This window comes from Streptomyces sp. NPDC110618 (assembly GCF_055657065.1).
This window is the reverse complement of the sequence record NZ_JBVKBN010000012.1, coordinates 114,146-138,004: the sequence shown is the minus strand read 5'-3', so window position 1 is coordinate 138,004 and position 23,859 is coordinate 114,146. Positions and strand designations below refer to the sequence as shown.

Below are 23,859 nucleotides of genomic sequence, written 5' to 3'. Positions count from 1 at the left end.
TGCCTCGCGTTCACCCCTGAGCGTTACGATCGCTGTCAGCGCGATCGTTCGGACGCTTGTCCGACCGGTCGGACAGTACCCCCACCCAAGCCGCCTCGGTGAGAAGGTAAAGACTTATGTTCGGAAGGCTCGGAGCTCCCGAGATCATTCTCATCCTCGTCGTCATCATCCTGCTGTTCGGCGCGAAGAAGCTTCCGGACATGGCTCGGTCGCTCGGCAAGTCCGCCCGGATCCTCAAGAGCGAGGCGAAGGCGATGAAGGACGACGGCAAGACCACCGCCCCCGCCGACCCGCCCAACAACGACGAGCAGCCCCCGGCCCAGCGCATCATCCAGGCCGCGCCCGGCGACGTGACCAGCTCGCGCCCGGTCAACGAGCCGACGGACACGACCAAGCGCTGACGCAGGGCCGGTGACCTCCGGCCCACTGCACGAGATGGGAACGTGGGTTGCTGAAGTCTGCCCGCAAACAGGAGAAGGATCCCGAGGGGCGGATGCCCCTTGCGGAGCACCTCCGCGAGCTCCGCAACCGGCTCGCGAAGGGGTTGCTGGCCATCGTCGCCGTGACGATCGTCGCCGCCTTCTTCTACATGGACATCATCAGCTTCTTCACCGAGCCGATCCTTGACGCGGTCGGCTGCGGGAAGAGCTTCGAGGAGCTGGCCAAGTCCACGACCGAGCAGCGGTGCGCCCAGATCACGATCAACGGTCTGCTGACGCCCTTCACGCTGGCTCTGAAGGTGTCGCTGATGGCCGGTGTCGTACTGGCCTCACCGGTCTGGTTGTACCAGTTGTGGGCCTTCGTCGCCCCGGGCCTGCACAAGCATGAGAAGCGGTACGCCTACGCGTTCGTCGCCACGGGTTTCCCGCTCTTCCTCCTCGGTGCCCTCTTCGCGTACAAGGTGCTGCCGACCACCGCGAAGGTGCTGATCGAGTTCACCCCGTTCGGTGTGGACAATCTGCTGCCGCTGGACGATCTGCTCGACCTCGTGACCCGCATGGTCGTCGTCTTCGGCCTCTCCTTCGAGCTGCCGCTTCTGCTGGTCATGCTGAACTTCTCCGGGATCATCACCGGCAAGCGCATGCTCGGCTGGTGGCGCGGCATGATCATGGGCATCACCGTGTTCGCGGCGATCGCCACGCCGAGCACCGACCCGCTGACCATGCTGGCGCTCGCCGGACCGATCTGGGTGCTCTACTTCGGTGCGGTCGTGATCTCCCTCGTCAACGACAAGCGCCGCGCCCGCCGCGACGCGATGGGCCCCGCCGACGACGAGGCATCCGACCTGGACCTCACGCCTGAGGACATCGGCGAGGTCGAGACGGTTTCCGCCAGCCGCGCGCTGCCCGAGCAGGCGTCCACGGACCGGATCAACGGTTATGACGACGTGACCTGAGGATGAGTGCGCAGCTCATAGGGTCTGAGCCGTGAGCAGCGAGATCACTCTTTTCGTCAATCCCACCGCGGGCCGCGGCCGGGGCGCCCAAGCGGCGCAGCCGGCCGCTTCCGCGTTGCGGGCGGCCGGGTTCAGTGTGCGGACCGTCATCGGTGAGGACGCGGGGGATGCCCTGGCACGCGCGCGTGCCGCCGTCGCGGAGGGCACCGGCGCCCTGGTCGCCGTCGGCGGGGACGGCATGGCGAACCTCGCCCTGCAGGCCGTGGCCGGCACCCGTACCCCGCTCGGTCTGGTCGCCGTAGGCACCGGCAACGACTTCGCCCGCGCCCTCGGTCTGCCGGTGCGGGACCCGGCCGCCGCGGGACGGACGATCGCCGACGCCCTCAAGGGCGCCCGGATCCGCGACATCGACCTCGGACAGGTCGGCGACCGCTGGTTCGGCACCGTCCTCGCCTCCGGCTTCGACTCCCGCGTCAACGACCGCGGCAACCGCATGCGCTGGCCCACCGGCCGCCTGAAGTACGACCTCGCGATGCTCGCCGAACTGGCCGCCTTCCGCCCCTTCCCGTACCGCATCACCCTCGACGACGGCGACGTCCGCGAGGTCGAGGCGACGCTCGTCGCGGTCGGCAACGGCTCCTCCTACGGCGGCGGCATGCGCATCTGCCCCGACGCCGACCCCACCGACGGCCTGTTCGACATCACGATCGTCGGTGACTGCTCCCGGGCCACCCTGCTGCGGGTGTTCCCGAGCGTCTACAAAGGCGGTCACGTCGGCCATCCCAAGGTCACCGTGGTGCGGGCCGCGCGCGTCGAGATCGCCGCCGACAACATCACCGGCTACGCCGACGGCGAGCGGCTGGGCGCCCTGCCGCTGGCCGCACGCTGTGTGCCCGGGGCGGTACGCGTAGTAGGCCCGTGAGCTGCGCGGATCCAGGGTTTACGGGACCTGGATCCGGATAATGATCGTCCTGTTGTCAGTGGGGCCCGGTACGCTCGAAAGCACGATGACAGAGGACCTCTCACCGGCCGAGCGCTATGCGGCTGCCCGGGCACGGGCTGCCGAGCAGGCCACCGCGCTCGCCGGCTTCCGCGAGATGTACGACTTCGGCCTCGATCCCTTCCAGATCGCGGCCTGCAAGGCACTCGAAGCGGGCAAGGGCGTGCTGGTGGCCGCCCCCACCGGCTCCGGCAAGACGATCGTGGGCGAGTTCGCCGTCCACCTCGCCCTTCAGCAGGGCAAGAAGTGCTTCTACACGACGCCCATCAAGGCGCTGTCGAACCAGAAGTACAACGACCTGTGCCGCCGCTACGGCGCGGAAAAGGTCGGCCTGCTCACCGGCGACAACAGCGTCAACTCCGACGCCCCGGTGGTCGTGATGACCACCGAGGTGCTGCGGAACATGCTGTACGCGGGCTCGCAGACCCTCCTCGGCCTGGGCTATGTGGTCATGGACGAGGTGCACTACCTCTCCGACCGCTTCCGCGGCGCCGTGTGGGAGGAAGTGATCATCCACCTCCCCGAGTCGGTGACCCTGGTGTCCCTGTCGGCCACCGTGTCCAACGCGGAGGAGTTCGGCGACTGGCTGGACACCGTGCGCGGCGACACCGAGGTGATCGTCTCCGAGCACCGCCCGGTGCCGCTGTTCCAGCACGTGCTGGCCGGACGGCGGATGTACGACCTGTTCGAGGAGGGCGAGGGCCACAAGAAGGCCGTCAACCCCGACTTGACGCGACTGGCGCGGATGGAGGCCACCCGGCCCTCGTACCAGGACCGCAGACGCGGGCGCGCCATGCGCGAGGCCGACCGCGAGCGGGAGCGCAGACAGCGCTCGCGGGTGTGGACGCCGGGCCGCCCCGAGGTCATCGAACGGCTCGACGCCGAGGGGCTGCTGCCCGCCATCACCTTCATCTTCAGCCGCGCCGCCTGCGAGGCCGCCGTCCAGCAGTGCCTGTACGCCGGACTGCGGCTCAACGACGACGAGGCGCGGCACAAGGTGCGCTCCCTGGTGGAGGAGCGCACCGCCTCCATCCCCACCGAGGACCTGCACGTCCTCGGGTACTACGAGTGGCTGGAGGGCCTGGAGCGCGGTATCGCCGCCCATCACGCGGGCATGCTGCCGACGTTCAAGGAGGTCGTCGAGGAACTGTTCGTACGCGGCCTGGTCAAGGCCGTGTTCGCCACCGAGACCCTCGCGCTCGGCATCAACATGCCCGCCCGCTCGGTGGTGCTGGAGAAGCTCGTCAAGTGGAACGGCGAGCAGCACGCCGACATCACCCCGGGCGAGTACACCCAGCTCACCGGACGCGCGGGCCGCCGCGGCATCGACGTCGAGGGCCACGCGGTGGTGCTGTGGCAGCGGGGGATGAGCCCGGAGCACCTCGCGGGCCTCGCGGGCACCCGTACGTATCCGCTGCGCTCCAGCTTCAAGCCGTCGTACAACATGGCGGTCAACCTCGTCGAGCAGTTCGGGCGGCACCGCTCGCGCGAGCTGCTGGAGACCTCCTTCGCGCAGTTCCAGGCCGACAAGTCGGTCGTCGGGATCTCCCGGCAGGTGCAGCGCAACGAGGAGGGGCTTGAGGGCTACAAGGCGTCCATGACCTGCCACCTCGGCGACTTCGAGGAGTACGCGCGGCTGCGCCGCGAGCTGAAGGACCGGGAGACCGAACTGGCCCGCCAGGGCGCCGCCCAGCGGCGCGCGGAGGCCGCGGTCGCGCTGGAGAAGCTCAAGCCGGGCGATGTCATCCATGTGCCGACCGGCAAGTACGCCGGTCTCGCGCTGGTACTGGATCCGGGGCTGCCCGCCGGGCGGTCCAACGGGCACCGCGGCTTCGACCACCACGACGGGCCGCGCCCGCTGGTGCTCACCGCCGAGCGGCAGGTCAAGCGGCTCGCCTCGATGGACTTCCCGGTGCCGGTGGAGGCGCTGGAGCGGATGCGCATCCCGAAGTCCTTCAACCCGCGCTCCCCGCAGTCCCGTCGGGACCTCGCCTCCGCGCTGCGCACCAAGGCCGGGCACATCCCGCCGGAGCGGGCGCGGAAGAAGCGCTCGCAGGCCGCCGACGACCGGGAGATCGCCCGGCTGCGCACCGCGATCCGCGCGCATCCCTGCCACGGCTGCAACGACCGCGAGGACCACGCCCGTTGGGCCGAGCGCTACCACCGGCTGCTGCGCGACACCTCGCAGCTGGAGCGGCGCATCGAGGGGCGTACGAACACCATCGCGCGGACCTTCGACCGGATCGTGGCGCTGCTGACCGAGCTGGACTATCTGCGCGCCGACGAGGTCACCGAACACGGCAAGCGGCTGGCGCGGCTGTACGGCGAGCTGGACCTGCTGGCCAGCGAGTGCCTGCGGGCCGGTGTCTGGGAGGGGCTGGGGCCCGCAGAACTCGCGGCGTGCGTCTCGGCGTTGGTGTACGAGGCGCGGGTCGGGGACGACGCGCTGGCGCCGAAGCTGCCGAGCGGCAAGGCCAAGGCGGCGCTCGGTGAGATGGTCCGGATCTGGGGGCGCCTGGACGCCCTGGAGGAGGACTTCCGGATCAACCAGACCGAGGGCGTGGGCCAGCGCGAGCCCGATCTGGGCTTCGCCTGGGCCGCGTACATGTGGGCCTCCGGCAAGGGCCTGGACGAGGTGCTGCGCGAGGCGGACATGCCGGCCGGTGACTTCGTGCGCTGGTGCAAGCAGGTCATCGACGTGCTCGGGCAGATCTCCGCGGCGGCGCCCGCGCGGGAGGGTTCGACGGTGGCGAAGGCCGCGCGCAAGGCGGTCGACCAGCTGCTGCGGGGAGTGGTGGCCTACTCCTCGGTGGGCTGAGGCGCCGGGCCGGTTCACCCTCCGGCCGGTGAAACGGGGTTCCGCGTGGTTGATGTCCACGCGGGACCCCGAAGTCGTTTCCGGGGGTGGTTTCCTCACTCGTCACGGTGAGTGTTCTCGCACGCGCGTACCCCGTGACACGGAGTGTGCGAATGATTCCGCAGCGTGCAAATGGAGACGAGGGTACTCCTGTCCCGGGTGTGATTTCAGGTGCTTGCTGAATATGACACGGCGATGATCCGGTCGGACTAAGCTCGCCCGCGACGCACCGAGTTGAGGCGTATTCGTGCGCTTGTTCCAAAACCTCCCGAAGACGCAGAACGTTCCATGACGTACCCCCCTGCAAGTCCCCCGACTCCCAGCCGATTCCTTTCAGAGGGCCCACATGGTGAGTGTTCAACCTCCTCCCGCCTCCCAGCCCCAGCGCCGCGAACTGCCGTACGCGCGTGTGCTGTTGCCCCCCGCCATACTGATGGCCGCGGCGACCGGAGCCGCCGCCGCCCTGGTCTCGGGGCCGGTGCGGGCCGCCGTCGGCTGGTGCGGCGCCGTCGCCACGGTTCTGGTGATCGCGACGGCCTCCCAGGTCGTGCGCCGCGGCCGTGCCCTGCGCAGCGCCCGTGAGGAGCACGCCCGTCACACCGCGTATCTGGAGCGGCGGATCGCCTCCCACGACTACGAGATGGACCGGCTCGCCCGGGAGATCGTGCCCGTCGCGATCGATTACATGCACCGCGGCAATTCCCCCGCCGAGGTGATTCGCCACCTCGGCGAGCTCAACCCGGACTACCGCGAACTCAAGGCGCCCGAGCTGGCGTTGATCGAGCGCGTGCTCCTGATCATCGACGAGGAAGAGGCGCTGCGGGACTCCGCCCAGCGCTCCTTCGTCAACATCGCCCGCCGGGTGCAGGCCATCGTCCACCAGCAGAACAAGGAACTCCTCGAAATGGAGGAGGACCACGGGCGCAACCCCGAGGTCTTCGACGACCTGCTGCGCATCGACCACGGCACCGCGCTGATCGGCCGGCTCGCCGACTCCATCGCCGTGCTCGGCGGCGGCCGGCCGGGCCGCCAGTGGCCCGAGCCCGTCGCGCTCTACAGCGTGCTGCGCGGCGCCATGTCGCGCATCCTGGAGTACCGGCGCATCTCGCTCGACAACATCGCCAAGGTCAACATCCGCGGTATCTCCGTCGAGCCGGTCATCCACGCCGCCGCCGAACTCCTCGACAACGCCACCCGCTACTCGCCGCCGCAGACCAAGGTGCACGTCACCGCCACCGAGGTGCAGACCGGCGTCGCCATCGAGATCGAGGACGCCGGCGTCAGTCTCAGCGAGGAGGCCCGCGCCAAGGTCGAGGGCATGCTGGAGGCCGCCAAGGCCGGTGTCGACCTGCAGGAGCTCGGCGACACCCCGCGTCTGGGCCTCGCCGTCGTGGGCCGCCTGTGCACCGCCTTCGACATGCAGGTCAGCCTGCGCACCTCGGCGTACGGCGGGGTCCGCGCGGTGCTGATCGTGCCGCGCGAGATGATCACCAGCGACCCCGCGCCCGGCTACGCCCACGGCATCGGCGCCGCGGCCGCCCCGCTGCCCGAACTCGGCGGCGTCGAGGGCCCCAAGCGCAAGCCCAAGAAGCGCCGCCCCACCAACCCCAAGATCCCGGCGAACCTCTCCCTGGAGGACGACGTCCCGGTCGTCACCGAGTGGACCGCCAACGGTCTGCCGCAGCGCCGCAGCCGCGTCAAGACCCCGCTCAGCGAGCGCATCGCCCAGCAGGCCAAGCACGAACGCGAGGACCAGGAACGCATCGCCCGCGGCGAGCAGCCCCTGTGGGGCACCGTCAAGGCAGACCCCGAGCCCGCACCCGAGGACGACACCCCGCCCGGACTGTGGGTGGAGGCCTTCTGGGAGGGCCTCAAGCGCGACCCCGATCCCAACGCATTCCGCCAGCCGACCAACGAACCGGCCCACGCCCCGGCCGATGACGAGGGGGACCTCAAGTGATCCAGCAGCGAGCCAACTTCGACTGGATGCTCAAGGATCTGGCCGACGGCGTACCAGGCATCGAGATGATCGTCGTACTGTCCGCCGACGGCCTGCGCATCGCCCGGCACGGCGGCGACCCCGACGCCGCCGACCGTGTCGCCGCCGCCTGCGCCGGACTGCAGAGCCTGGCCGGAGCCGTCGCGCACGAGATCCCGGACAGCGACGGCAAGATGAAGCTGGTCATCATCGAGATCAACCGCGGCTACTTCTACCTGATGGCCGCCGGGCCCAACGCCTATCTCGCGGTGCTGTCCGACACGTTCGCCGAGCCCGGCCTGATGAGCAACCGCATGCGGGACCTGGTGGACCGGATCGGTCCGCACCTGACCAGTCCGCCCCGGCGCAACGGGCAGACCGTATGACTCCTCCGCAACGCCAGAGGCGGTACCCCAGCAGGCCGCCCGCCCCCGAGCCGGCCGCGGGCGAGCGCAGGAACCCCGAGCGGATGTTCGTGGTCGGCGGAGACGGCGGGGACCGGGCCAACCTCGACCTGGTCACCTTAATCGTGGCGCGCGCCGATCCACCGCCCTCCGCCACGCCCGAGCAGACGGCGCTGCTCCGGCTCTGCACGGCCCCGCTGTCCGTGGCCGAGCTGTCCGCATATCTCAGTCTCCCGTTCAGCGTGGTGACGGTCGTGCTCACCCAGATGCTGGCGGACGAACTGGTCGAGGCGCACAAGCCGCTGGTGCGGCAGTCGGTCGCCGACCGTTCCCTCCTCGAAGCGGTGATGCATGGACTTCAAAAACTCTGACACCATCCCGGGACCACGCACCGAGGACCGACTGCCGCAGACCGTCCAGGCCGCGGTGAAGATCGTCATCGTGGGCGGTTTCGGCGTCGGCAAGACGACCATGGTCGGCTCGGTCAGCGAGATCAAACCGCTGACCACCGAGGAGACCATGACCCAGGCGGGCATCGGGATCGACGACAACTTCGGTTCCGACACCAAGACCGCCACCACCGTGGCCATGGACTTCGGCCGGATCAGCATCACCGAGAAGCTCGTGCTGTACCTCTTCGGCACCCCCGGCCAGGAGCGCTTCTGGTTCCTGTGGAACGGCCTGTTCGAGGGGGCGCTCGGCGCGGTGGTGCTGATCGACACCCGACGCCTGGAGGTCAGCTTCGACGTCATAGGACGGCTGGAGGAGCGTGGGGTGCCCTTCGTGGTCGCCGTCAACTCCTTCCCGGACGCGCCCCGTTACCCGGTCGAGGAGCTGCGCGAGGCGCTCGACCTGGCACCGGAGATCCCCATCGTGGAGTGCGACGCCCGCCGCCGCGCCTCCAGCCGGGACACCCTGATGACCCTGATGCGCTTCCTGCACTCGCTCGCCATGACGGGCGCGCTCACCTGACCGACGCTCACCCGACCGACGTATCCGACCGAACTCCCCCGACACCGGATCCACTTCGGAGCGACCACGTGACGCCTGAATCCCACTCCCTGACCGGCACGGACGACCCGCGCTCGGGCCCGCCGCCGGGCTGCCCCGCCCACAGCCCCGGGCCGGGAGGGCTGCGCCGGCTCTACGGCCCGGAGGCGGAGGACCTGGAGGAGCTGTACGAGGAACTGCGCGACGAGCACGGACCGGTGGCGCCGGTGCTGCTCCACGACGACGTACCGATGTGGGTGGTGCTCGGCCACGCCGAGAACATGCACATGGTGCGCAGCCCCTCGCAGTTCTGCCGGGACAGCCGTATCTGGACCCCGCTGCTGGAGGGCATGGTCAAGCCCGACCACCCGCTGATGCCGCACATCGCCTGGGAGCCGATCTGCTCCTACGCCGAGGGCGACGAGCACCTGAGGCTGCGCGGCGCGGTCACCGGCGCCATGTCCACCATCGACCACCGCGGCATCCGCCGCTACATCAACCGCTCCACACAGCGCCTGGTCAACCAGTTCTGCGAGCAGGGCCGGGCCGATCTGGTCGGCCAGTTCGCCGAGCACCTGCCGATGGCGGTGATGTGCGAGATCCTCGGCATGCCCGACGAGTACAACGACCGGATGGTGCAGGCCACCCGGGACATGCTGCGCGGCTCGGAGACCGCCATCTCCAGCCACGGCTATGTGATGGGCGCCCTGCAACGGCTCACCGAGCGCCGCCGGGCCGAACCGGCGGACGACTTCACCAGCCAGCTCATGGCCCACCCCGCCCGGCTGACCGACGACGAGATCACCAAGCACCTGTGGGTGGTGCTGATGGCGGCCTACGAGGCGACGGCCAACCTGATCGCCAACGTGCTGCGCATGGTCCTCACCGACCCGCGCTTCCGCGCCCAGCTCAAGGGCGGCCAGATGACGGTGCCGGAGGCGGTGGAGCAGTCCCTGTGGGACGAGCCGCCGTTCAGCACCGTCTTCGCCTACTACGCCAAGCAGGACACCGAGCTGGGCGGCAAGCGCATCCGCAAGGGCGACGGGCTGCTGTTCGGGATCGCGCCCGGCAATGTCGACCCGCGGGTGCGGCCGGACCTGTCCGCGAACATGCAGGGCAACCGTTCGCACCTCGCCTTCGGCGGCGGCCCGCACGAGTGTCCCGGTCAGGACATCGCGCGTGGCATCGCCGACGTCGGTGTGGACGCGCTGCTGGCACGGCTGCCGGACGTCCGGCTCGACTGCGCCGAGGAGGACCTGACCTGGCGTCAGTCCATCGCCTCCCGGCACCTGGTGGCGCTCCCGGTCCGCTTCGAGCCGAAGCCGACGCAGGACGTGACCGTCAAGCCCGGCCTGAACATGGTGCCGACCCAGCGGCCCTCCTGGCACGTCACCTCGGCCCCGCGGACCCCGGCACCGCAGCCCGCGCAGCCGCAGCCCCATCCGATGCCTGCCGCGGCCCCGCAGGCACCGGCGCAGCCGGTGCAGGCCGCGCAGCCCGAGCGCAGGCCGGGTGCCCTGCGCCGCCTCGTGCGCTGGTGGCGGGGTTACTGACCGGCCCAGTCGGCGTACGACTCCCAGGCGCCGAGCGTCCGCGCGCTGCGGAAGCGGTGCTCGACCCCCGTGACCGGATCGGTGAACTCCAGTGCCCGCGCCAGCAGTTGCAGCGGGCGCCGGAAGTCACCGGCCGGCACGGGGTCGGCGACGTGGGGGTAGAGCGGATCGCCGAGGATCGGCACGCCCAGGGCGTTCATGTGGACCCGCAGTTGATGGGTCTGTCCGGTCGACGGCAGCAGTCGGTACCGCCCGAGACCGTCGGCCCGGTGTCCGACGAGCTCGATCCGGCTCACGGCGTTCGGTTCGCCCGGCACCTCGCGGGCGGCCATCTCCCCGCGCTCCTTGACGATCCGGCTGCGTACGGTCGTCGGCAGGGTCAGCGCGGGATCGTACGGCGCGACCGCCTCGTACTCCTTGCGCACCCGCTTGTCGCGGAACAGTGTCTGGTAGGCGCCGCGTTCCTCGGGGCGGACGGTGAACAGCACCAGTCCGGCGGTGAGCCGGTCCAGACGGTGTGCGGCGCCGAGCGTGGGCAGGTCCAGCTCACGGCGCAGCCGGGCCAGCGCGGTCTGGGTGATGTGGCTGCCGCGCGGGGTGGTGGCCAGGAAGTGCGGCTTGTCGGCGACGACGATGTGCTCGTCGCGGTGCACGATCTCCAGCTCGAACGGGACGGGGACCTCGTCGGCCCGTTCCCGGTGGAACCACACGAACATGCCCGGCTCGTAGGCCGTATCGCCGGTGAGGGGCCGTCCGTCGGCCCCGACGAACAACCCCTCCTCGAACATCTGCTCAACGACCCCGTCCCCCGCGGAGAGCCGCTCGACCAGATGCTCCCGTACGGTCGCCCACCGGCCCCCGCCGGGCAGCCGGACCCGTACCGGGTCGACGCCGTCGCGCTGGGGGAGCGGGGCGGGCGGGGGAGGGGTCCTGCGTCTCACGCGGCGGGCGCGCCTTCCTGTTCCGCCTCGATGAGGGCGTTCCACTCCGGCTTGGACGCCTGCCAGCCGTCCTCGTTGTGGCCGAGGCGCCAGTAGCCGGAGACGGACAGGTCCTCGCGCGGGATCTGGCGCTCCACGCGCAGCAGCCGGCGCAGGTCCTTCACGAAGGCGGCCTCGCCGTGCACGAAGGCGTGCAGCCGGCCGTCGGGGAAGTCGAAGGAGCGCACGGCTTCGACGACGGCCTGGCCGACCGGGCGGTCGCCGCGGTGCAGCCAGGTCACCTCGACGTCGGAGTCGATCTTCTGCTCCTCCTCCGGGCCCGCGATCTCCACGAAGGCGTACGCGCGCGCACCGGCGGGCAGCGCCTCCAGGGAGCGGGCGATCGCGGGCAGCGCGCTCTCGTCGCCGACCAGGAGATGCCAGTCGGCGGTGGGGTCGGGGGCGTAGGCGCCGCCGGGGCCCATGAAACGCACCGTCTCGCCCGGCTGGGCCCGCATCGCCCAGGGGCCCGCGAGGCCCTCGTCGCCGTGGATGACGAAGTCCAGGGTCAGCTCCCGGTGACGGGCGTCCCAGGAGCGCACGGTGTAGGTCCGGGTCACCGGCCACTGGTCCCGCGGGAACTGGTCCCTGATCCGGTCCAGGTCGAACGGCTCGGGGTAGGTGACGCCGGCGGGGCCGAAGAGGAGCTTCACATAGTGGTCGGTGCAGGTGTCCGCGGCGAAGGCGGCCAGGCCTTCGCCGCCGAGGACGACGCGCTGCATGTGCGGGGTCAGCCGTTCGGTGCGGACGACCTGCGCGGTGTGGAGCCTGCGCGGCTTGCGGGCAGGGCGTGCTGCCATGACGGCCTCCCTCGAATAAGCTTAGGGTTACCTAAGTTAGCACCTTCGCGGGGAAATGACCTCTACGACAAGGCTAATGACCCGTGCGGCAAAGGGCACGAAGGAGAATTTAAGGGACGAATTCCCGGTCCGCCGCACCTCATTCACTCGATGGGGAACGTTCCTTCACGGCTCTTCACACCTCTCCGCGCCCGCACGCCCGTTCACGGCGCGAGCGTCGTCAGCAGCCGTTGCAGGGAGCCCCCGAGACCCCAGCGCTCCGCCAGCTCCTTCAGCGCGCCCGGGTCGCGCGGGGCGCGCGGCAGCGTGGTGTCCACGTCCGGCAGCGGTACGTCGTCCGCGACCCGTACGACCTTCGGCGCCACCGCCACATACGGCCGCGACTCCTCCAGCCGCTTGCGCTGCGACGGAGTGAGCTTGGCCCGCGGATCGTCCAGGGCCGCCATGATCCCGGCCAGGTCGCCGAACTCCGCCAGCAGCTTCGCCGCCGTCTTCTCGCCGATGCCCGGCACGCCCGGCAGGCCGTCGCTCGGGTCGCCCCGCAGCAGTGCCAGATCCGCGTACCCCCGGCCGTCCACGCCGTACTTCTCGCGCAGCCACGCCTCGTCGGTCAGCTGCAGGGTGCCCACGCCCTTGAGCGGGTACAGCACCCGCACCCCGCGCGCGTCGTCCACCAGCTGGTACAGGTCCCGGTCGCCGGTGACGATGTCCACCGGGCCCTTCGCCCGCGCGGTGAACGTGCCGATCACATCGTCCGCCTCGTACCCCTCGACGCCCACGCGCGCGATGCCCAGCGCGTCCAGCACCGCCTCGATGACCGGCACCTGCGGCGAGAGGGTGTCCGGCACCTCCTCCTCGTCCGGCCCGACCTCGCGCTCCTCGGCGACCCGGTGCGCCTTGTAGGAGGGGATCAGGTCCACCCGCCACTGCGGGCGCCAGTCGGCGTCCATGCACGCCACCAGGGAGTCCGGGTGGTGGTCCTTGACCAGGCGGTCGATGAAGTCCAGCAGCCCGCGCACGGCGTTCACCGGAGTGCCGTCCGGGGCCTTCACGGAGTCCGGCACGCCGAAGTAGGCGCGGAAGTACAGCGAGGCGGTGTCGAGGAGCATCAGTCGTCCGGTCACGCCTCGCATCATGCCGTACGTCACTGACAGCGGGCCCCCGACGCAACGCCGACGCAACGGGTTGTGTCATACGCAAAGTTTTGTGGCCTGGACCACTTGTCCGTTTGGCCTTGGGGATCAAGGGCAGGCGCGCCATCGGAGCGATGTCGTCTCGGTGTGCAACCGTCGCCGGCACGCTCCGCTGTCTTTGTCGTCGAAGCAAGAGGTATCCGTGTCAGCGAGACTAGAGGCCGAACATCTCTACAAGGTGTTCGGCAGGCGGGAACAGCAGGCGGTGGAGCGGCTCCGGGCCGGAGCCGACCGGGAGGAACTGCGCGCCGAGGGCACCACCGCGGCCGTCATCGACGCCTCCTTCACCGTGGAACCCGGCCAGATCTTCGTCGTCATGGGCCTGTCCGGCTCGGGCAAGTCCACGCTGCTGCGCATGCTCAACGGCCTGCTGGAGCCCACCGCCGGACACGTCCGCTTCGACGGCCAGGACCTCACCGCGCTCGGCGCGCGCGAACTGCGCGAGGTCCGCGCCCACAAGATCAGCATGGTCTTCCAGCACTTCGCGCTCTTCCCGCACCGCAGTGTCCTGGAGAACGCCGCCTACGGCCTTGAGGTCCAGGGCGTCCCCAGGGCCGAGCGGCTCGCCCGCGCCACCGAGGCGCTGGAGCTGTGCGGCCTGAAGGGCTGGGAGAAGTCCTGGCCCGACGAGCTGTCCGGCGGCATGCAGCAGCGCGTGGGCCTGGCCCGCGCGCTGGCCACCGACGCCGACCTGCTGCTGATGGACGAGTCCTTCAGCGCGCTGGACCCGCTGATCCGCCGGGACATGCAGGACCAGCTCCTGGAACTGCAGACGAAGCTGAAGAAGACCATCGTCTTCATCACCCACGACCTCAACGAGGCCATGCGCCTCGGCGACCGGGTCGCCGTCATGCGCGACGGCCGGATCGTCCAGATCGGCACCGCCGAGGACATCCTGGTCCGCCCCGCCGACGACTACGTCGCCTCCTTCACCCAGGACGTCGACCGCTCCCGCGTGCTCACCGCCGCCGCCGTCATGGACCGCGACGTGCGCGGCGACGAGGCCGACTGCGGCTGCGAGAGCGGCTGCGAGACCGCGACCCCGGACACGCCGTTCACCGAGCTGTGCGCGATCAGCGCCCGGCTGACGCACCCGGTGGCCGTACTGGACGCCGAGCGCAAGGTCGTCGGAGTCGTCCCGGGCAGCCGTCTGATCGGCTTCCTCGGCGAGGGCACCCCGGAGGTGGCCCGTGCCTAGGATCGAGTTCGGTTCGTGGGTCAACGACGGCGTCGAGTGGCTCACCACCCACATGGGCTGGCTTTTCGACTTCTTCGAGCAGGTCTTCCGCGGCGCCTACGACGGCGTCGACGCCGTCCTCCAGGCGCCCGAACCCCTGCTGCTGGTGGGCATCTTCGCGGTGCTCGCGTGCTGGCTGCGCGGCACCCTCGCCGGTGTCCTCACCTTCGTCGGCTTCGGCTTCGTCATCTCCCTCGACCTGTGGGAGAACGCGATGGTCACCCTGTCGCTGGTGCTCGTCGCCACGGTCATCGCGCTGGTGATCTCGGTGCCGCTCGGCATCTGGGCGGCGCGCTCCAACCGGGTCAGCGCGATCGTGCGACCCGGCCTGGACCTGATGCAGACGCTGCCCGCGATGGTCTACCTGATCCCGGCGATCCTCTTCTTCGGCAGCGGCGCCGCCGCCGGCATCGTCGCCACCCTGGTCTTCGCGCTCGCCCCCGGCGTCCGCATGACCGAGCTGGGCATCCGCCAGGTCGACAAGGAACTCGTCGAGGCCGCCGAGGCGTTCGGCACCACCCCGCGCAACACCCTGCTGCGCGTCCAGCTCCCGCTCGCCCTGCCCACCGTGATGGCCGGCGTCAACCAGGTCATCATGCTCGGCCTGTCCATGGCGGCCATCGCCGGCATGGTCGGCACCGGCGGCCTCGGCGGCGACGTCAACGAGGCCATCGGCCAGCTCAACATCGGCCTCGGCGCCGAGGCGGGCATCGCCATCGTGATCCTCGCGATCTACCTGGACCGGATGACCAGCGCGCTGGGCACCCAGGTCTCCCCGCTCGGCCGCCGCGCCGCCGCCCGGGCGCGTGCCGCACAGGGCCTGAAGATCTGGTCGTACCGCCCCCGCGCCTCCGTCGCCGTCATCGGCGTCGTCGTGCTCGCGCTCGTCGCGGGCGGCATGGGCGTCTTCGGCGGCGGCGACCAGGCCGAGCCGGTCGCGGGCGGCAAGAACGTGGGCCAGGGCAAGAAGATCAGCATCGGCTACATCCCCTGGGACGAGGGCGTCGCCTCCACCTTCCTGTGGAAGGAGATCCTGGAGCAGCGCGGATACGACGTCGAGACCGAGCAGTTCGACGCCGGACCCCTCTACACCTCCCTTGCACAGGGCGACATCGACTTCCAGACCGACTCCTGGCTGCCCGTCACGCACGAGCAGTACTGGAAGAAGTACGGAGACCGCCTCGACGACCTGGGCTCCTGGTACGGGCCGACCTCCCTCGAACTGAGCGTGCCCGCCTACATGAAGGACATCGACTCCCTCGACGACCTCAAGGGCAAGGCCGGGCAGTTCGACGGGAAGATCACCGGCATCGAGTCCAGCGCCGGAATGATGAGCCTGCTCAAGAGCAAGGTCCTCAAGGAGTACGGCCTGGACAAGGAGTTCAAGGTCGTCGACAGCTCCACCCCCGCCATGCTGGCCGAGCTCAAGCGCGCGTACGACAAGAAGGAACCGGTCGTCGTCACGCTGTGGTCGCCGCACTGGGCGTACAGCGACTACGACTTGAAGAAGCTCAAGGACCCCAGGAAGGCCTGGGGCGCGGGCGACGAGGTGCACACGCTGGCCCGCAAGGGCTTCGCCAAGGAGAACCCGGTCGTCGGTGAGTGGCTGAAGAACTTCACGCTCACCGAGGAGCAGCTCACCGGCCTGGAGTCGCAGATCAACAAGGCGGGCAAGGGCAGGCAGCAGGACGCCGTACGCGCCTGGCTGAAGGACAACCCCGGGCTCGTCGACAAGCTCGCCCCCGTCCAGGACACCGGCACCCCGGCCGAGGCGAAGCGTGCGCTGGACGTGGCCTGGTTCCCGTGGGACGAGGACGTCGCGATCACCTACCTGTGGAAGAACGTCCTGGAACGGCGCGGCTACAAGCTGAACCTCAAGCAGATGGACGTCGGCCCCGTCTACACCGGCCTCGCCTCGGGCGACCTGGACCTCAACTTCGACGCCTGGCTGCCGCACGCCCAGAAGAACTACTGGGACCGGCACAAGGACAAGCTGCGTGACCTGGGGACCTGGTACGAGCCGACCTCACTGGAGATCGCGGTGCCCTCCTACGTCAAGGGCGTCGACTCCCTGGCCGACCTCAAGGGCAAGTCCGACCTCTTCGACGGGAGGATCATCGGTATCGAGCCCGGCACCGGCGAGATGGACCTGCTCAAGAACAGGGTGCTGCCCGGCTACGGACTGAAGGACGAGTACAAGGTCGTCGACGGCTCCACCCCCGCCATGCTCGCCGAGCTGAAGCGGGCCTACGCCAAGAAGGAGCCCGTCGCCGTCACGCTCTGGTCCCCGCACTGGGCGTACAGCGAGTACGAGCTGACCAAGCTGAAGGACCCCGAGAAGCACTTCGGTGAGGGCAACACCATCCGGACGATCTCCAACCAGGAGTTCCCCGAGCGGTACCCGCGGCTCACCGAGTGGATCAAGAACTTCCGGATGAGCGAGGCGGAGCTGGGCACCCTGGAGCGGGAGATCAAGGACCGCGGGCAGGGCCATGAGGAAGAGGCCGTCGCCGCCTGGGTCCAGGAGCACCCCGGCATCGTCGAGCGGATGACTCCGGCCGCCTAGCGCGCGCTTCGAGCCCCGATTCCGGCGGGCGCCCGGCACATCTGACGGTGCCGGGCGCCCGCCCCTTTTCCGTGCCGATTTCGCGCCGCTCCCCTACCGCTTCCATGCCGCCGAAATCCGGCCAACTAGGGCCAGTGGGCCCTTACCGCCGGTCCCACCAGGTACTTCCGCCGTCGCCGCGGCACCTGGTACAGGTTGAATCGCACACAGTCCGCGGGCGTCCGCGCCCCCGCGGTGGCGCGAAGTATGAGGTCGCGGGCACGGGCGTATGACGTGGTTGTGACGGCCGCATGAAACGGTTTGCCGAACATGCGTAGGGTGCAAGGAACTCTTCAGAGGACTCGGCGCGGGACACACGGGTGAAGGAGGGAGCCGGAGCCATGGGCGACCACAAGGAGCAGCCCCTGCGCGTGGGCGCGGCCGTGCGCCGGCGCCGTCGTGCCCTGGAACTCACCCTCGCCGTCGTGGCCGAGCGCAGCGGACTGTCGGTGCCCTTCCTCAGCCAGGTCGAGAACGACAGGGCCCGCCCCTCCCGCAGCTCCCTGGAGAAGCTCGCCGACGCCCTGCGCACCACGGCCGTCGAGCTCCTCGCCGCCGCCGACCCGGCGTGCAGCGTGGATGTCGTACGCGCCGAAGCGGCCGAGTCCACGCCCGAGCCCCGCACCCGCTCCCTGGTGCGCGGCCACCACCAGATGCACGCCTCCGAGTTCACCGGCGACCACGAGGCGGGCCGCGAGATCCAGTACCGCAACGACCAGCTGCTCTACGTCGCCGACGGCGCCGTAGAGATCGAGGCCGAGGGCCGCGCGTACCGCCTGGGCCGTGGGGACACCCTGTACCTGACCGGCGGGGTCCGCCACCGCTGGCGGGCCACGGTGCCGGAGACCCGGGTGGTGGTCGTGGCGGTGGCCGAGCACATCGAGGCGGTCCAGGACCGGCCGCGCTGATGCGGGTCGTCTCCCTGGTGCCGTCCCTGACGGAGGCCGTCGCGGTCTCGGCGCCCAGCGTGCTGGTCGGCGCCACCGACTGGTGCACACACCCGGCGGACCTGGACGTGGCCCGGATCGGCGGCACCAAGAACCCAAAGGTCGAGCGCATTCTCGACCTCGCCCCCGACCTGGTGATCGCCAATGAGGAGGAGAACCGCGCCCCCGACCTCGACGCCCTGCGCACAGCGGGCGTGGAGGTGCTGGTGACCGAGGTCCGCGAGGTGCCGCAGGCCTTCGCCGAGCTGGAGCGGGTGCTGGCCGCCTGCGGGACCGCGAGCCGCCCGCGCTGGCTGGACGAGGCCGAGCGGGCGTGGGCGGAGCTGCCCGCCCCGGAGGAGCGCCGTACCGCCGTGGTGCCGATCTGGCGGCGCCCCTGGATGGTCCTGGGCCGCGACACCTTCGCCGGTGACGTGCTGTCCCGGCTCGGCGTGAACCACCTGTACGCGGCCCACGAGGACCGCTACCCGCGCGTCCCGCCGGCGGAGCTGCGGGCGGCCGCCCCGGACGTGGTCGTCCTCCCGGACGAGCCCTACCGCTTCACCGCCGACGACGGCCCCGAGGCCTTCCCCGGCCTGCCCTGCGCCCTGGTCAGCGGACGGCACCTGACCTGGTACGGACCGTCACTGGCCGAGGCGCCGGAAGTGCTGGGCGCGGCCCTGCGAGCAGCGCACCGCTGACCAGCCCGCGCGCGGTGTGCGCGGCGGCGGTCAGCCAGGCGCCGACCAGCAGGGCGTACAGGGCGACGGCGAGGGCGTCGTACACCACGAGCCCGGTGTGCCGGGCCAGGGCCTCGGCGCCGGTGACGCAGGTGCCGACCGGGAAGGTGAACGCCCACCAGGTCATCGCGAACCCCATGCCCCGGCGCCGGGCGCGCACCACGTGCGCGGTGGCCAGGACCAGCCACAGCAGCGCGAACCCCATCACCGGCACCCCGTACAGCACGGTCAGGATGTCGAAGCCCTCGGCGTACGGGTCGGGCACGGCTCCCGGCGCGTACCGCGCGAACTGCCCGACGGCGGTCGTCGACTGGCCGAGCGGGCCCAGCACCAGGAACAGGGTCGGGGTCAGCGCGAGCGGCAGCGGTCCCGCGGTGATCAGCCGGGCGAAGACCAGCGGCAGCATCAGGAGGGTCGCCAGCAGGCTCAGCCCGAACATCGCGACGCAGGCCAGCAGCAGCGTCTCGCGCGCCTGTCCGGGCGGCAGGTACGGCACCAGTTGCGGGCCGAGGGCCGCCGACACCATGGGGGCGACGAGCGGCAGCAGCCATACGGGGGTGGCCTGGCCCGGCTCCACGCGGTGGCGTACGGCCATCAGGTACGGGACGGCGACCGCGGCCGCGAGTCCCACGGCCGTACCGGCGCCGAACAGCACGAAGTCGAGAGTGGCCGCGGCCTCGGTGCCGATCCAGTCCCGGCCGACGGAGAGGGCGCCGCCGCCGACCGCGAGCAGGGCCATGGACAGGCAGCCGTAGAAGGGCGCCGTGGCGGGGTCGAGGAGGTGGGCGCGGGCCTGGTCGAGGTGGTGGGTCCAGTGCAGGGCGCGGGCGGCCAGGAGGGCGAGCAGCAGGGCCAGGGACAGGGCCCACACGGCGGTGAGCGCGGCGCGGGGGAGGGGCAGCGGGAGCGCGGCGCCGGCGGTGGCGACGATCGCGGTTCCCATGACGCAGGCGTACCAGTTCGGTCCGAGGTGACGGACGGCCCGGGCACGGCGGTGGGGCTGGGCGGCGGTGACCATGGGATCACGGTCGCGCCGGAAGGGGGGCCACCACCAGGGAGTACGTTCCTATGAGGGCATAAGCTGGACTTATGAGCAGTGCGGTGACTTCCTCCCTGGCCCACCGCGTGCCGGACCTCGGCGCGCTGGAGCTGCTGCTGGCGGTGGCCAGGCTCGGCAGCCTCGGCGGGGCGGCCCGGGAGCTGGGCATCACCCAGCCCGCGGCCAGCAGCCGGATCCGGTCGATGGAGCGGCAGCTCGGGGTGGCGCTGGTGGACCGGTCCCCGCGTGGCTCACGGCTGACCGACGCCGGGGCGCTGGTGACCGACTGGGCGCGGCGCATCGTGGAGGCGGCGGAGGCCTTCGACGCGGGCGCGCAGGCGCTGCGGGACCAGCGGGACTCACGGCTGCGGGTGGCGGCGAGCATGACGATCGCCGAGTACCTGCTGCCCGGCTGGCTGCTGGCGCTGCGCGCGGGACGCCCGGACACGGCGGTGTCGCTGCTGGCCGGGAACTCCGCCGCGGTCGCCGATCGGCTGCTCGCGGACGAGGCGGACCTGGGGTTCGTGGAGGGGCTGACCGTGCCGACGGGCCTGGACTCGGTGGTGATCGCCCACGACCGGCTCATCGTCGTCACGGCCCCCGGCCATCCCTGGTCACGCCGTCGTCGCCCGCTGACCTCCGAGGAGCTGGCCGCCACGCCGCTCATCCTGCGCGAGCAGGGCTCGGGCACCCGGCAAGTCCTCGACACCGCCCTCGGCGGCCTGGCGCGCCCGCTGATCGAGCTTTCGTCCACGACGGCCGTGAAGGCGGCGGCCGTCGGCGGCGCGGGCCCCGCCGTACTGAGCGAACTCGCCGTCCGCGAGGAACTGGCCATGCGCCGCCTGGTGAGCATCCCCGTGGCCGATGTGTCCCTGGCCCGGGACCTCAGGGCGGTCTGGCCGACCGGACACCGCCCGGTGGGCCCGGCCCGCGACCTGCTGCACCTCACGCGGGCGTAGGCCGTCCCTCCCCTGCGCGCCTGAGGCCGGCGCAGGCGTTCCCCGCCCTATCGCCCCTCGCGCGCGTGGTGGCACTCCTCCACCATCGCCCGCATCACGCGTACGTCCTCGCCCATCTCCGGGTGCCACTGCACCCCGAGCACCCAGCCCGCGTCGGCGGGCAGTTCGACCGCCTCCACCGTGCCGTCCGCCGCGTGCGCCGAGGGGACCAGACCGGCGCCGAGACGGTCCACGCACTGGTGGTGGAACGTCGGTACCGAGGTCTCCTCCGGGACGATCGCGGCGTACCGCGTGCCCGGGACCGGCTTCACGGGGTGCCGGCCGAAGACGCCGACCTCTTCGGCGTGCCCCTCCAGATGCTGGACCAGGGTGCCGCCGAGGGCGACGTTCAGCAGCTGCATGCCCCGGCAGATCCCGAGCACGGGCTTGCGCGCCGCCAACGCGGCCTCGATCAGGGCCAGTTCCCACGCGTCCCGCTCCCGCGCCGGGGGACCGGTGCGCGGATCGGGCTCGGCGCCGTAGCGCACCGGCTCCACATCGGGCCCGCCCGCGACGACCAGGCCGTCCAGGCGGGCGACCGTCGCCGCCGCGTGCTCGGGCGCGTCCGGCGGGAGCATCGCGGCCAGGCCGCCCGCCCGCTGGACGAGCCGCGGGTAGCCGGAGGGCAGCAGCGCCGCCTCCAATTCCCACCCCCTCCAGCGCGCCTCGGCCTCCAGATAGGTGCTGACGCCGATCAGCGGCCTGGCCTTCGTGCTCAAGACTCCTCCAGTTCTCTCGGCCCGGCGCTCCGGGCTCCGCTCCCGGTCAGTCCCGGGACAACTCTGCCTCGGCCGCGGCCAGCGCCGCGAACTCCTCCTCCGGCGCCTTGGCCACCAGGTGCTTCCTGCTGTACAGGCCGAAGTAGGCGAGGGCCACCAGGTACACCGCCAGCGCGATGAACGCGGCCGTCACGTCCACCAGGAACGTGGCGACCAGCGCCGCGCAGGCCAGCACCAGCGCCACCGAGGACGTGGCGATGCCGCCCGGCGTCCGGTACGGCCGCGGCAGCTCCGGCTCGCGGCGGCGCAGCACGATGTGGGACAGCGACATCAGGGCGTAGGAGATGGTCGCTCCGAACACCGCGATGTTGAGCATGCGCGCGCCGTTGCCGGTGCCCGCGGCGAGCGCGAAGCCGATCGCGCCCGGCACCAGCAGGCCCAGGTACGGCGCCCTGCGGCGGCTGGTCAGGGACAGGAACTTGGGCAGGTACCCGGCGCGGGACAGGGCGAACAGCTGCCGTGAACCGGCGTAGATCAGTGAGAAGAACGACGCCACCAGGCCCGCGAGACCGGCGTAGTTGACGATCCGGCTGAGCGTGGTCGGCTCGCCGTCCGGCTGGAGCGCCTCCACCAGCGGGTTGCCCGCGTCCATGACCGCCGAGGAGCCGCGCGCCCCGGCCGCCGTGAAGAAGGTGATCAGGGCCAGCGCCACCAGGATGCCCATGGACCAGCGGATCGCGCGGGGCAGGGTGCGGGCCGGTTCCTTGGTCTCCTCGGCGGCCAGCGGCACGCCCTCCACGCCCAGGAAGAACCACATGCCGAAGGGGAACGCGGCCCAGATGCCCAGCAGGCCCATCGGCAGCCAGGAGCTCGCGCCGAACGCCTCGGAGTCGACGGGGATGTCGTCCAGGCCGGAGGCGTCGAAGTCGGGCAGCGCGCCGAGCGCGAAGACCAGCAGCGCGGCCACGGCGATGCCGGTGACGACGAAGCTGAAGCGCAGCGCCTCGCCGACGCCCCACAGGTGGATGCCGATGAAGATGATGAAGCACGCCAGGTACACCGGCCAGCCGGACTCCAGGCCGAACAGGCCGAGGGACTCGACGTAGTCGCCGATGAAGATGGCGATCGCGGCGGGCGCGAGGACGTACTCGATGAGGATGGCCGTGCCGGTGAGGAACCCGCCCCAGGGGCCGAGCGCCCGGCGGGCGAAGCCGTAGCCGCCGCCGGCGGTGGGCAGGATCGACGACAGCTCGGCCAGGGCGAGGACCATGCAGGCGTACATGGCGCCCATGAGGACCATGGCGATGGCCAGGCCGCCGAAGCCGCCCTCGGCGAGGCCGAAGTTCCAGCCGGAGTAGTCGCCGGAGACGACGTAGGCGACGCCGAGGCCGGTCAGCAGCAGCCAGCCGGCGCTGCCCCGGCGCAGCTTCCTGCGTTCGAGGTAGTCGTCCGGTTCGGTGGTGGTCTCGGAGGAGGTGGACGGAAGGGTCATGGGGCGTCTCCCCAGGGGGCGGTGGGATGGGGACGGCAATGGCATGGATCCAGACCTTTGTGGGGCCATACCTTCGCGGGGTGGGCCGCCCGAGCGCAAGACCCGTGCGTATCGCCTCCGTAAACTCTCACCGTTCGGACACGGATCCCGGGCAACGCCGCACGGGAGCCCCCGGCTCAGGTCAGGAATCCCCGCAGCAGGGCCGCCGTCCCCGCGCAGTGCTCGCGCATGACCTCGCGGGCGCCGTCGGTGTCGCCCTCCAGGACCGCCTCGACCAGGGCGGTGTGCTGCTGCTGGGAGTGTTCGAGGTTGCGCACCAGCAGCGGGATGCAGTCCAGCAGGTCGTTGACGCCGGCCCGGACCGCCGCGTACTGCGCGGTCAGTGTGGGGGAGCCGGACAGCTCGGCCAGCGTGAGGTGGAACAGGGTGTCCTGCCGCCGGTACTCGGCGAGCGGGGCGTCGCGCGTGCCGGCGAGGGCCTCGCGCAGCCGGTCCGCCTGCTCGTCGGTCAGGCCGTGCGCCGCGCACAGCTCCGCCGCCCCCACCTCCAGCACCTCCCGGAAGCGCAGCACGTCCTCGATGTCCACCTCGGCGATCCGGCGCCGCAGTTCGTCACTGCCGGTCTCGGTGGGGCGGGGCAGGACGAAGGTGCCGCCGTAGCGGCCGCGCCGGGACTCCACCAGCCCCTGGTCCTGGAGCACCTTCAGCACCTCGCGCAGGGTGACGCGGCTGATGCCGAGCCGTTCGGCCAGCTCGCGTTCGGCCGGGAGCCGCTCACCGGCCGGCACCAGTCCGAGCCGCACCACCTGGAGGATCTGCTCCAGTGCCTCCTCGAACCCGCTGCCCGCCCGCACCGGCCGCAGTACCGGCGCCAGCCGGTCCCCGATTCCCTCGGCGACTTCCCCGGTCATCTGGCCGCGTCCCCTTCCCAAACAATGGTTCTCAGCAATAC

The 23,859-nt window shown here is 71.2% G+C and carries 21 protein-coding genes; 14 read left to right on the top strand and 7 right to left on the bottom strand.

Going from position 1 to position 23,859, the window contains the following annotated elements:
- Nucleotides 1–116 precede the first annotated feature (116 nt).
- The 9 genes from tatA to ACZ7L7_RS21535 all read left to right on the top strand — a co-directional run bounded on the left by tatA (nucleotide 117) and on the right by ACZ7L7_RS21535 (nucleotide 10,178).
- On the top strand, nucleotides 117–401 hold the full coding sequence (gene tatA / locus ACZ7L7_RS21575; RefSeq protein WP_093722618.1) for a Sec-independent protein translocase subunit TatA: 285 nt from the start codon (nucleotides 117–119) through the stop codon (nucleotides 399–401).
- A 47-nt stretch (nucleotides 402–448) separates the two neighbouring features.
- Nucleotides 449–1,396, top strand: coding sequence for a twin-arginine translocase subunit TatC (gene tatC, locus ACZ7L7_RS21570; RefSeq protein ID WP_285511515.1), 948 nt, complete (start codon nucleotides 449–451; stop codon nucleotides 1,394–1,396).
- Between the two features lie 31 nt (nucleotides 1,397–1,427).
- On the top strand, nucleotides 1,428–2,318 hold the full coding sequence (locus tag ACZ7L7_RS21565; RefSeq protein ID WP_285511514.1) for a diacylglycerol kinase: 891 nt from the start codon (nucleotides 1,428–1,430) through the stop codon (nucleotides 2,316–2,318).
- Nucleotides 2,319–2,358: 40 nt separating this feature from the next.
- Nucleotides 2,359–5,214 (top strand): DEAD/DEAH box helicase, encoded by a 2,856-nt coding sequence (locus ACZ7L7_RS21560; RefSeq protein WP_285511513.1) that lies wholly within the window; start codon nucleotides 2,359–2,361, stop codon nucleotides 5,212–5,214.
- A 385-nt stretch (nucleotides 5,215–5,599) separates the two neighbouring features.
- Nucleotides 5,600–7,213, top strand: coding sequence for a sensor histidine kinase (locus ACZ7L7_RS21555; protein WP_285511512.1), 1,614 nt, complete (start codon nucleotides 5,600–5,602; stop codon nucleotides 7,211–7,213).
- A complete protein-coding gene (locus ACZ7L7_RS21550) occupies nucleotides 7,210–7,617 on the top strand; it encodes a roadblock/LC7 domain-containing protein (protein WP_015661667.1) in 408 nt (135 codons plus the stop codon). The genes ACZ7L7_RS21555 and ACZ7L7_RS21550 overlap by 4 nt, the downstream gene beginning before the upstream one ends.
- A complete protein-coding gene (locus ACZ7L7_RS21545; RefSeq protein ID WP_250751148.1) occupies nucleotides 7,614–8,006 on the top strand; it encodes a DUF742 domain-containing protein in 393 nt (130 codons plus the stop codon). The genes ACZ7L7_RS21550 and ACZ7L7_RS21545 overlap by 4 nt, the downstream gene beginning before the upstream one ends.
- Nucleotides 7,987–8,607, top strand: a complete 621-nt coding sequence (locus ACZ7L7_RS21540; protein ID WP_285511511.1) for a GTP-binding protein — start codon at nucleotides 7,987–7,989, stop codon at nucleotides 8,605–8,607. The genes ACZ7L7_RS21545 and ACZ7L7_RS21540 overlap by 20 nt, the downstream gene beginning before the upstream one ends.
- 68 nt (nucleotides 8,608–8,675) lie before the next feature.
- Complete coding sequence (locus ACZ7L7_RS21535) at nucleotides 8,676–10,178, top strand: cytochrome P450 (RefSeq protein WP_453604434.1); 1,503 nt, start codon at nucleotides 8,676–8,678, stop codon at nucleotides 10,176–10,178.
- Here the strand turns inward: ACZ7L7_RS21535 and ACZ7L7_RS21530 are convergent.
- From ACZ7L7_RS21530 to ACZ7L7_RS21520, 3 genes are all read right to left on the bottom strand, one after another.
- Entirely contained in the window at nucleotides 10,172–11,119 is a 948-nt protein-coding gene (locus ACZ7L7_RS21530; RefSeq protein ID WP_285511509.1) for an RluA family pseudouridine synthase, read from the bottom strand. The genes ACZ7L7_RS21535 and ACZ7L7_RS21530 overlap by 7 nt on opposite strands.
- Nucleotides 11,116–11,958 carry a siderophore-interacting protein gene (locus ACZ7L7_RS21525; RefSeq protein ID WP_285511508.1) on the bottom strand — a complete coding sequence of 281 codons (843 nt, stop codon included), beginning with the start codon at nucleotides 11,956–11,958 and terminating at the stop codon, nucleotides 11,116–11,118. Before ACZ7L7_RS21525 ends, ACZ7L7_RS21530 begins: the two co-directional genes overlap by 4 nt.
- A 203-nt stretch (nucleotides 11,959–12,161) precedes the next feature.
- Nucleotides 12,162–13,091 carry a 5'-3' exonuclease gene (locus tag ACZ7L7_RS21520; RefSeq protein WP_285511692.1) on the bottom strand — a complete coding sequence of 310 codons (930 nt, stop codon included), beginning with the start codon at nucleotides 13,089–13,091 and terminating at the stop codon, nucleotides 12,162–12,164.
- A gap of 202 nt (nucleotides 13,092–13,293) precedes the next feature.
- On the opposite strand from ACZ7L7_RS21520, the gene ACZ7L7_RS21515 reads away from it, so the two are divergent.
- The 4 genes from ACZ7L7_RS21515 to ACZ7L7_RS21500 all read left to right on the top strand — a co-directional run bounded on the left by ACZ7L7_RS21515 (nucleotide 13,294) and on the right by ACZ7L7_RS21500 (nucleotide 18,620).
- On the top strand, nucleotides 13,294–14,349 hold the full coding sequence (locus ACZ7L7_RS21515) for a quaternary amine ABC transporter ATP-binding protein (RefSeq protein WP_285511507.1): 1,056 nt from the start codon (nucleotides 13,294–13,296) through the stop codon (nucleotides 14,347–14,349).
- Nucleotides 14,342–16,954, top strand: a complete 2,613-nt coding sequence (locus ACZ7L7_RS21510; RefSeq protein WP_472076826.1) for an ABC transporter permease/substrate binding protein — start codon at nucleotides 14,342–14,344, stop codon at nucleotides 16,952–16,954. The genes ACZ7L7_RS21515 and ACZ7L7_RS21510 overlap by 8 nt, the downstream gene beginning before the upstream one ends.
- 380 nt (nucleotides 16,955–17,334) lie before the next feature.
- Nucleotides 17,335–17,901, top strand: coding sequence for a helix-turn-helix domain-containing protein (locus ACZ7L7_RS21505; protein WP_472076824.1), 567 nt, complete (start codon nucleotides 17,335–17,337; stop codon nucleotides 17,899–17,901).
- Nucleotides 17,901–18,620 carry a helical backbone metal receptor gene (locus tag ACZ7L7_RS21500; protein ID WP_472076822.1) on the top strand — a complete coding sequence of 240 codons (720 nt, stop codon included), beginning with the start codon at nucleotides 17,901–17,903 and terminating at the stop codon, nucleotides 18,618–18,620. Before ACZ7L7_RS21505 ends, ACZ7L7_RS21500 begins: the two co-directional genes overlap by 1 nt.
- Here ACZ7L7_RS21500 and ACZ7L7_RS21495 read toward each other — a convergent pair.
- On the bottom strand, nucleotides 18,532–19,677 hold the full coding sequence (locus tag ACZ7L7_RS21495; protein WP_472076820.1) for a TDT family transporter: 1,146 nt from the start codon (nucleotides 19,675–19,677) through the stop codon (nucleotides 18,532–18,534). The genes ACZ7L7_RS21500 and ACZ7L7_RS21495 overlap by 89 nt on opposite strands.
- 71 nt (nucleotides 19,678–19,748) lie before the next feature.
- On the opposite strand from ACZ7L7_RS21495, the gene ACZ7L7_RS21490 reads away from it, so the two are divergent.
- Nucleotides 19,749–20,657, top strand: a complete 909-nt coding sequence (locus ACZ7L7_RS21490; RefSeq protein WP_285511502.1) for a LysR family transcriptional regulator — start codon at nucleotides 19,749–19,751, stop codon at nucleotides 20,655–20,657.
- 47 nt (nucleotides 20,658–20,704) lie between these two features.
- On the opposite strand, the gene ACZ7L7_RS21485 is transcribed toward ACZ7L7_RS21490, so the two are convergent.
- The 3 genes from ACZ7L7_RS21485 to ACZ7L7_RS21475 form a co-directional block, all read right to left on the bottom strand.
- Complete coding sequence (locus ACZ7L7_RS21485) at nucleotides 20,705–21,415, bottom strand: gamma-glutamyl-gamma-aminobutyrate hydrolase family protein (RefSeq protein WP_285511501.1); 711 nt, start codon at nucleotides 21,413–21,415, stop codon at nucleotides 20,705–20,707.
- A 46-nt stretch (nucleotides 21,416–21,461) separates the two neighbouring features.
- A complete protein-coding gene (gene eat / locus ACZ7L7_RS21480; protein WP_285511500.1) occupies nucleotides 21,462–22,907 on the bottom strand; it encodes an ethanolamine permease in 1,446 nt (481 codons plus the stop codon).
- Between the two features lie 176 nt (nucleotides 22,908–23,083).
- Nucleotides 23,084–23,818 (bottom strand): FadR/GntR family transcriptional regulator, encoded by a 735-nt coding sequence (locus ACZ7L7_RS21475; RefSeq protein ID WP_453604418.1) that lies wholly within the window; start codon nucleotides 23,816–23,818, stop codon nucleotides 23,084–23,086.
- Nucleotides 23,819–23,859 lie beyond the last annotated feature (41 nt).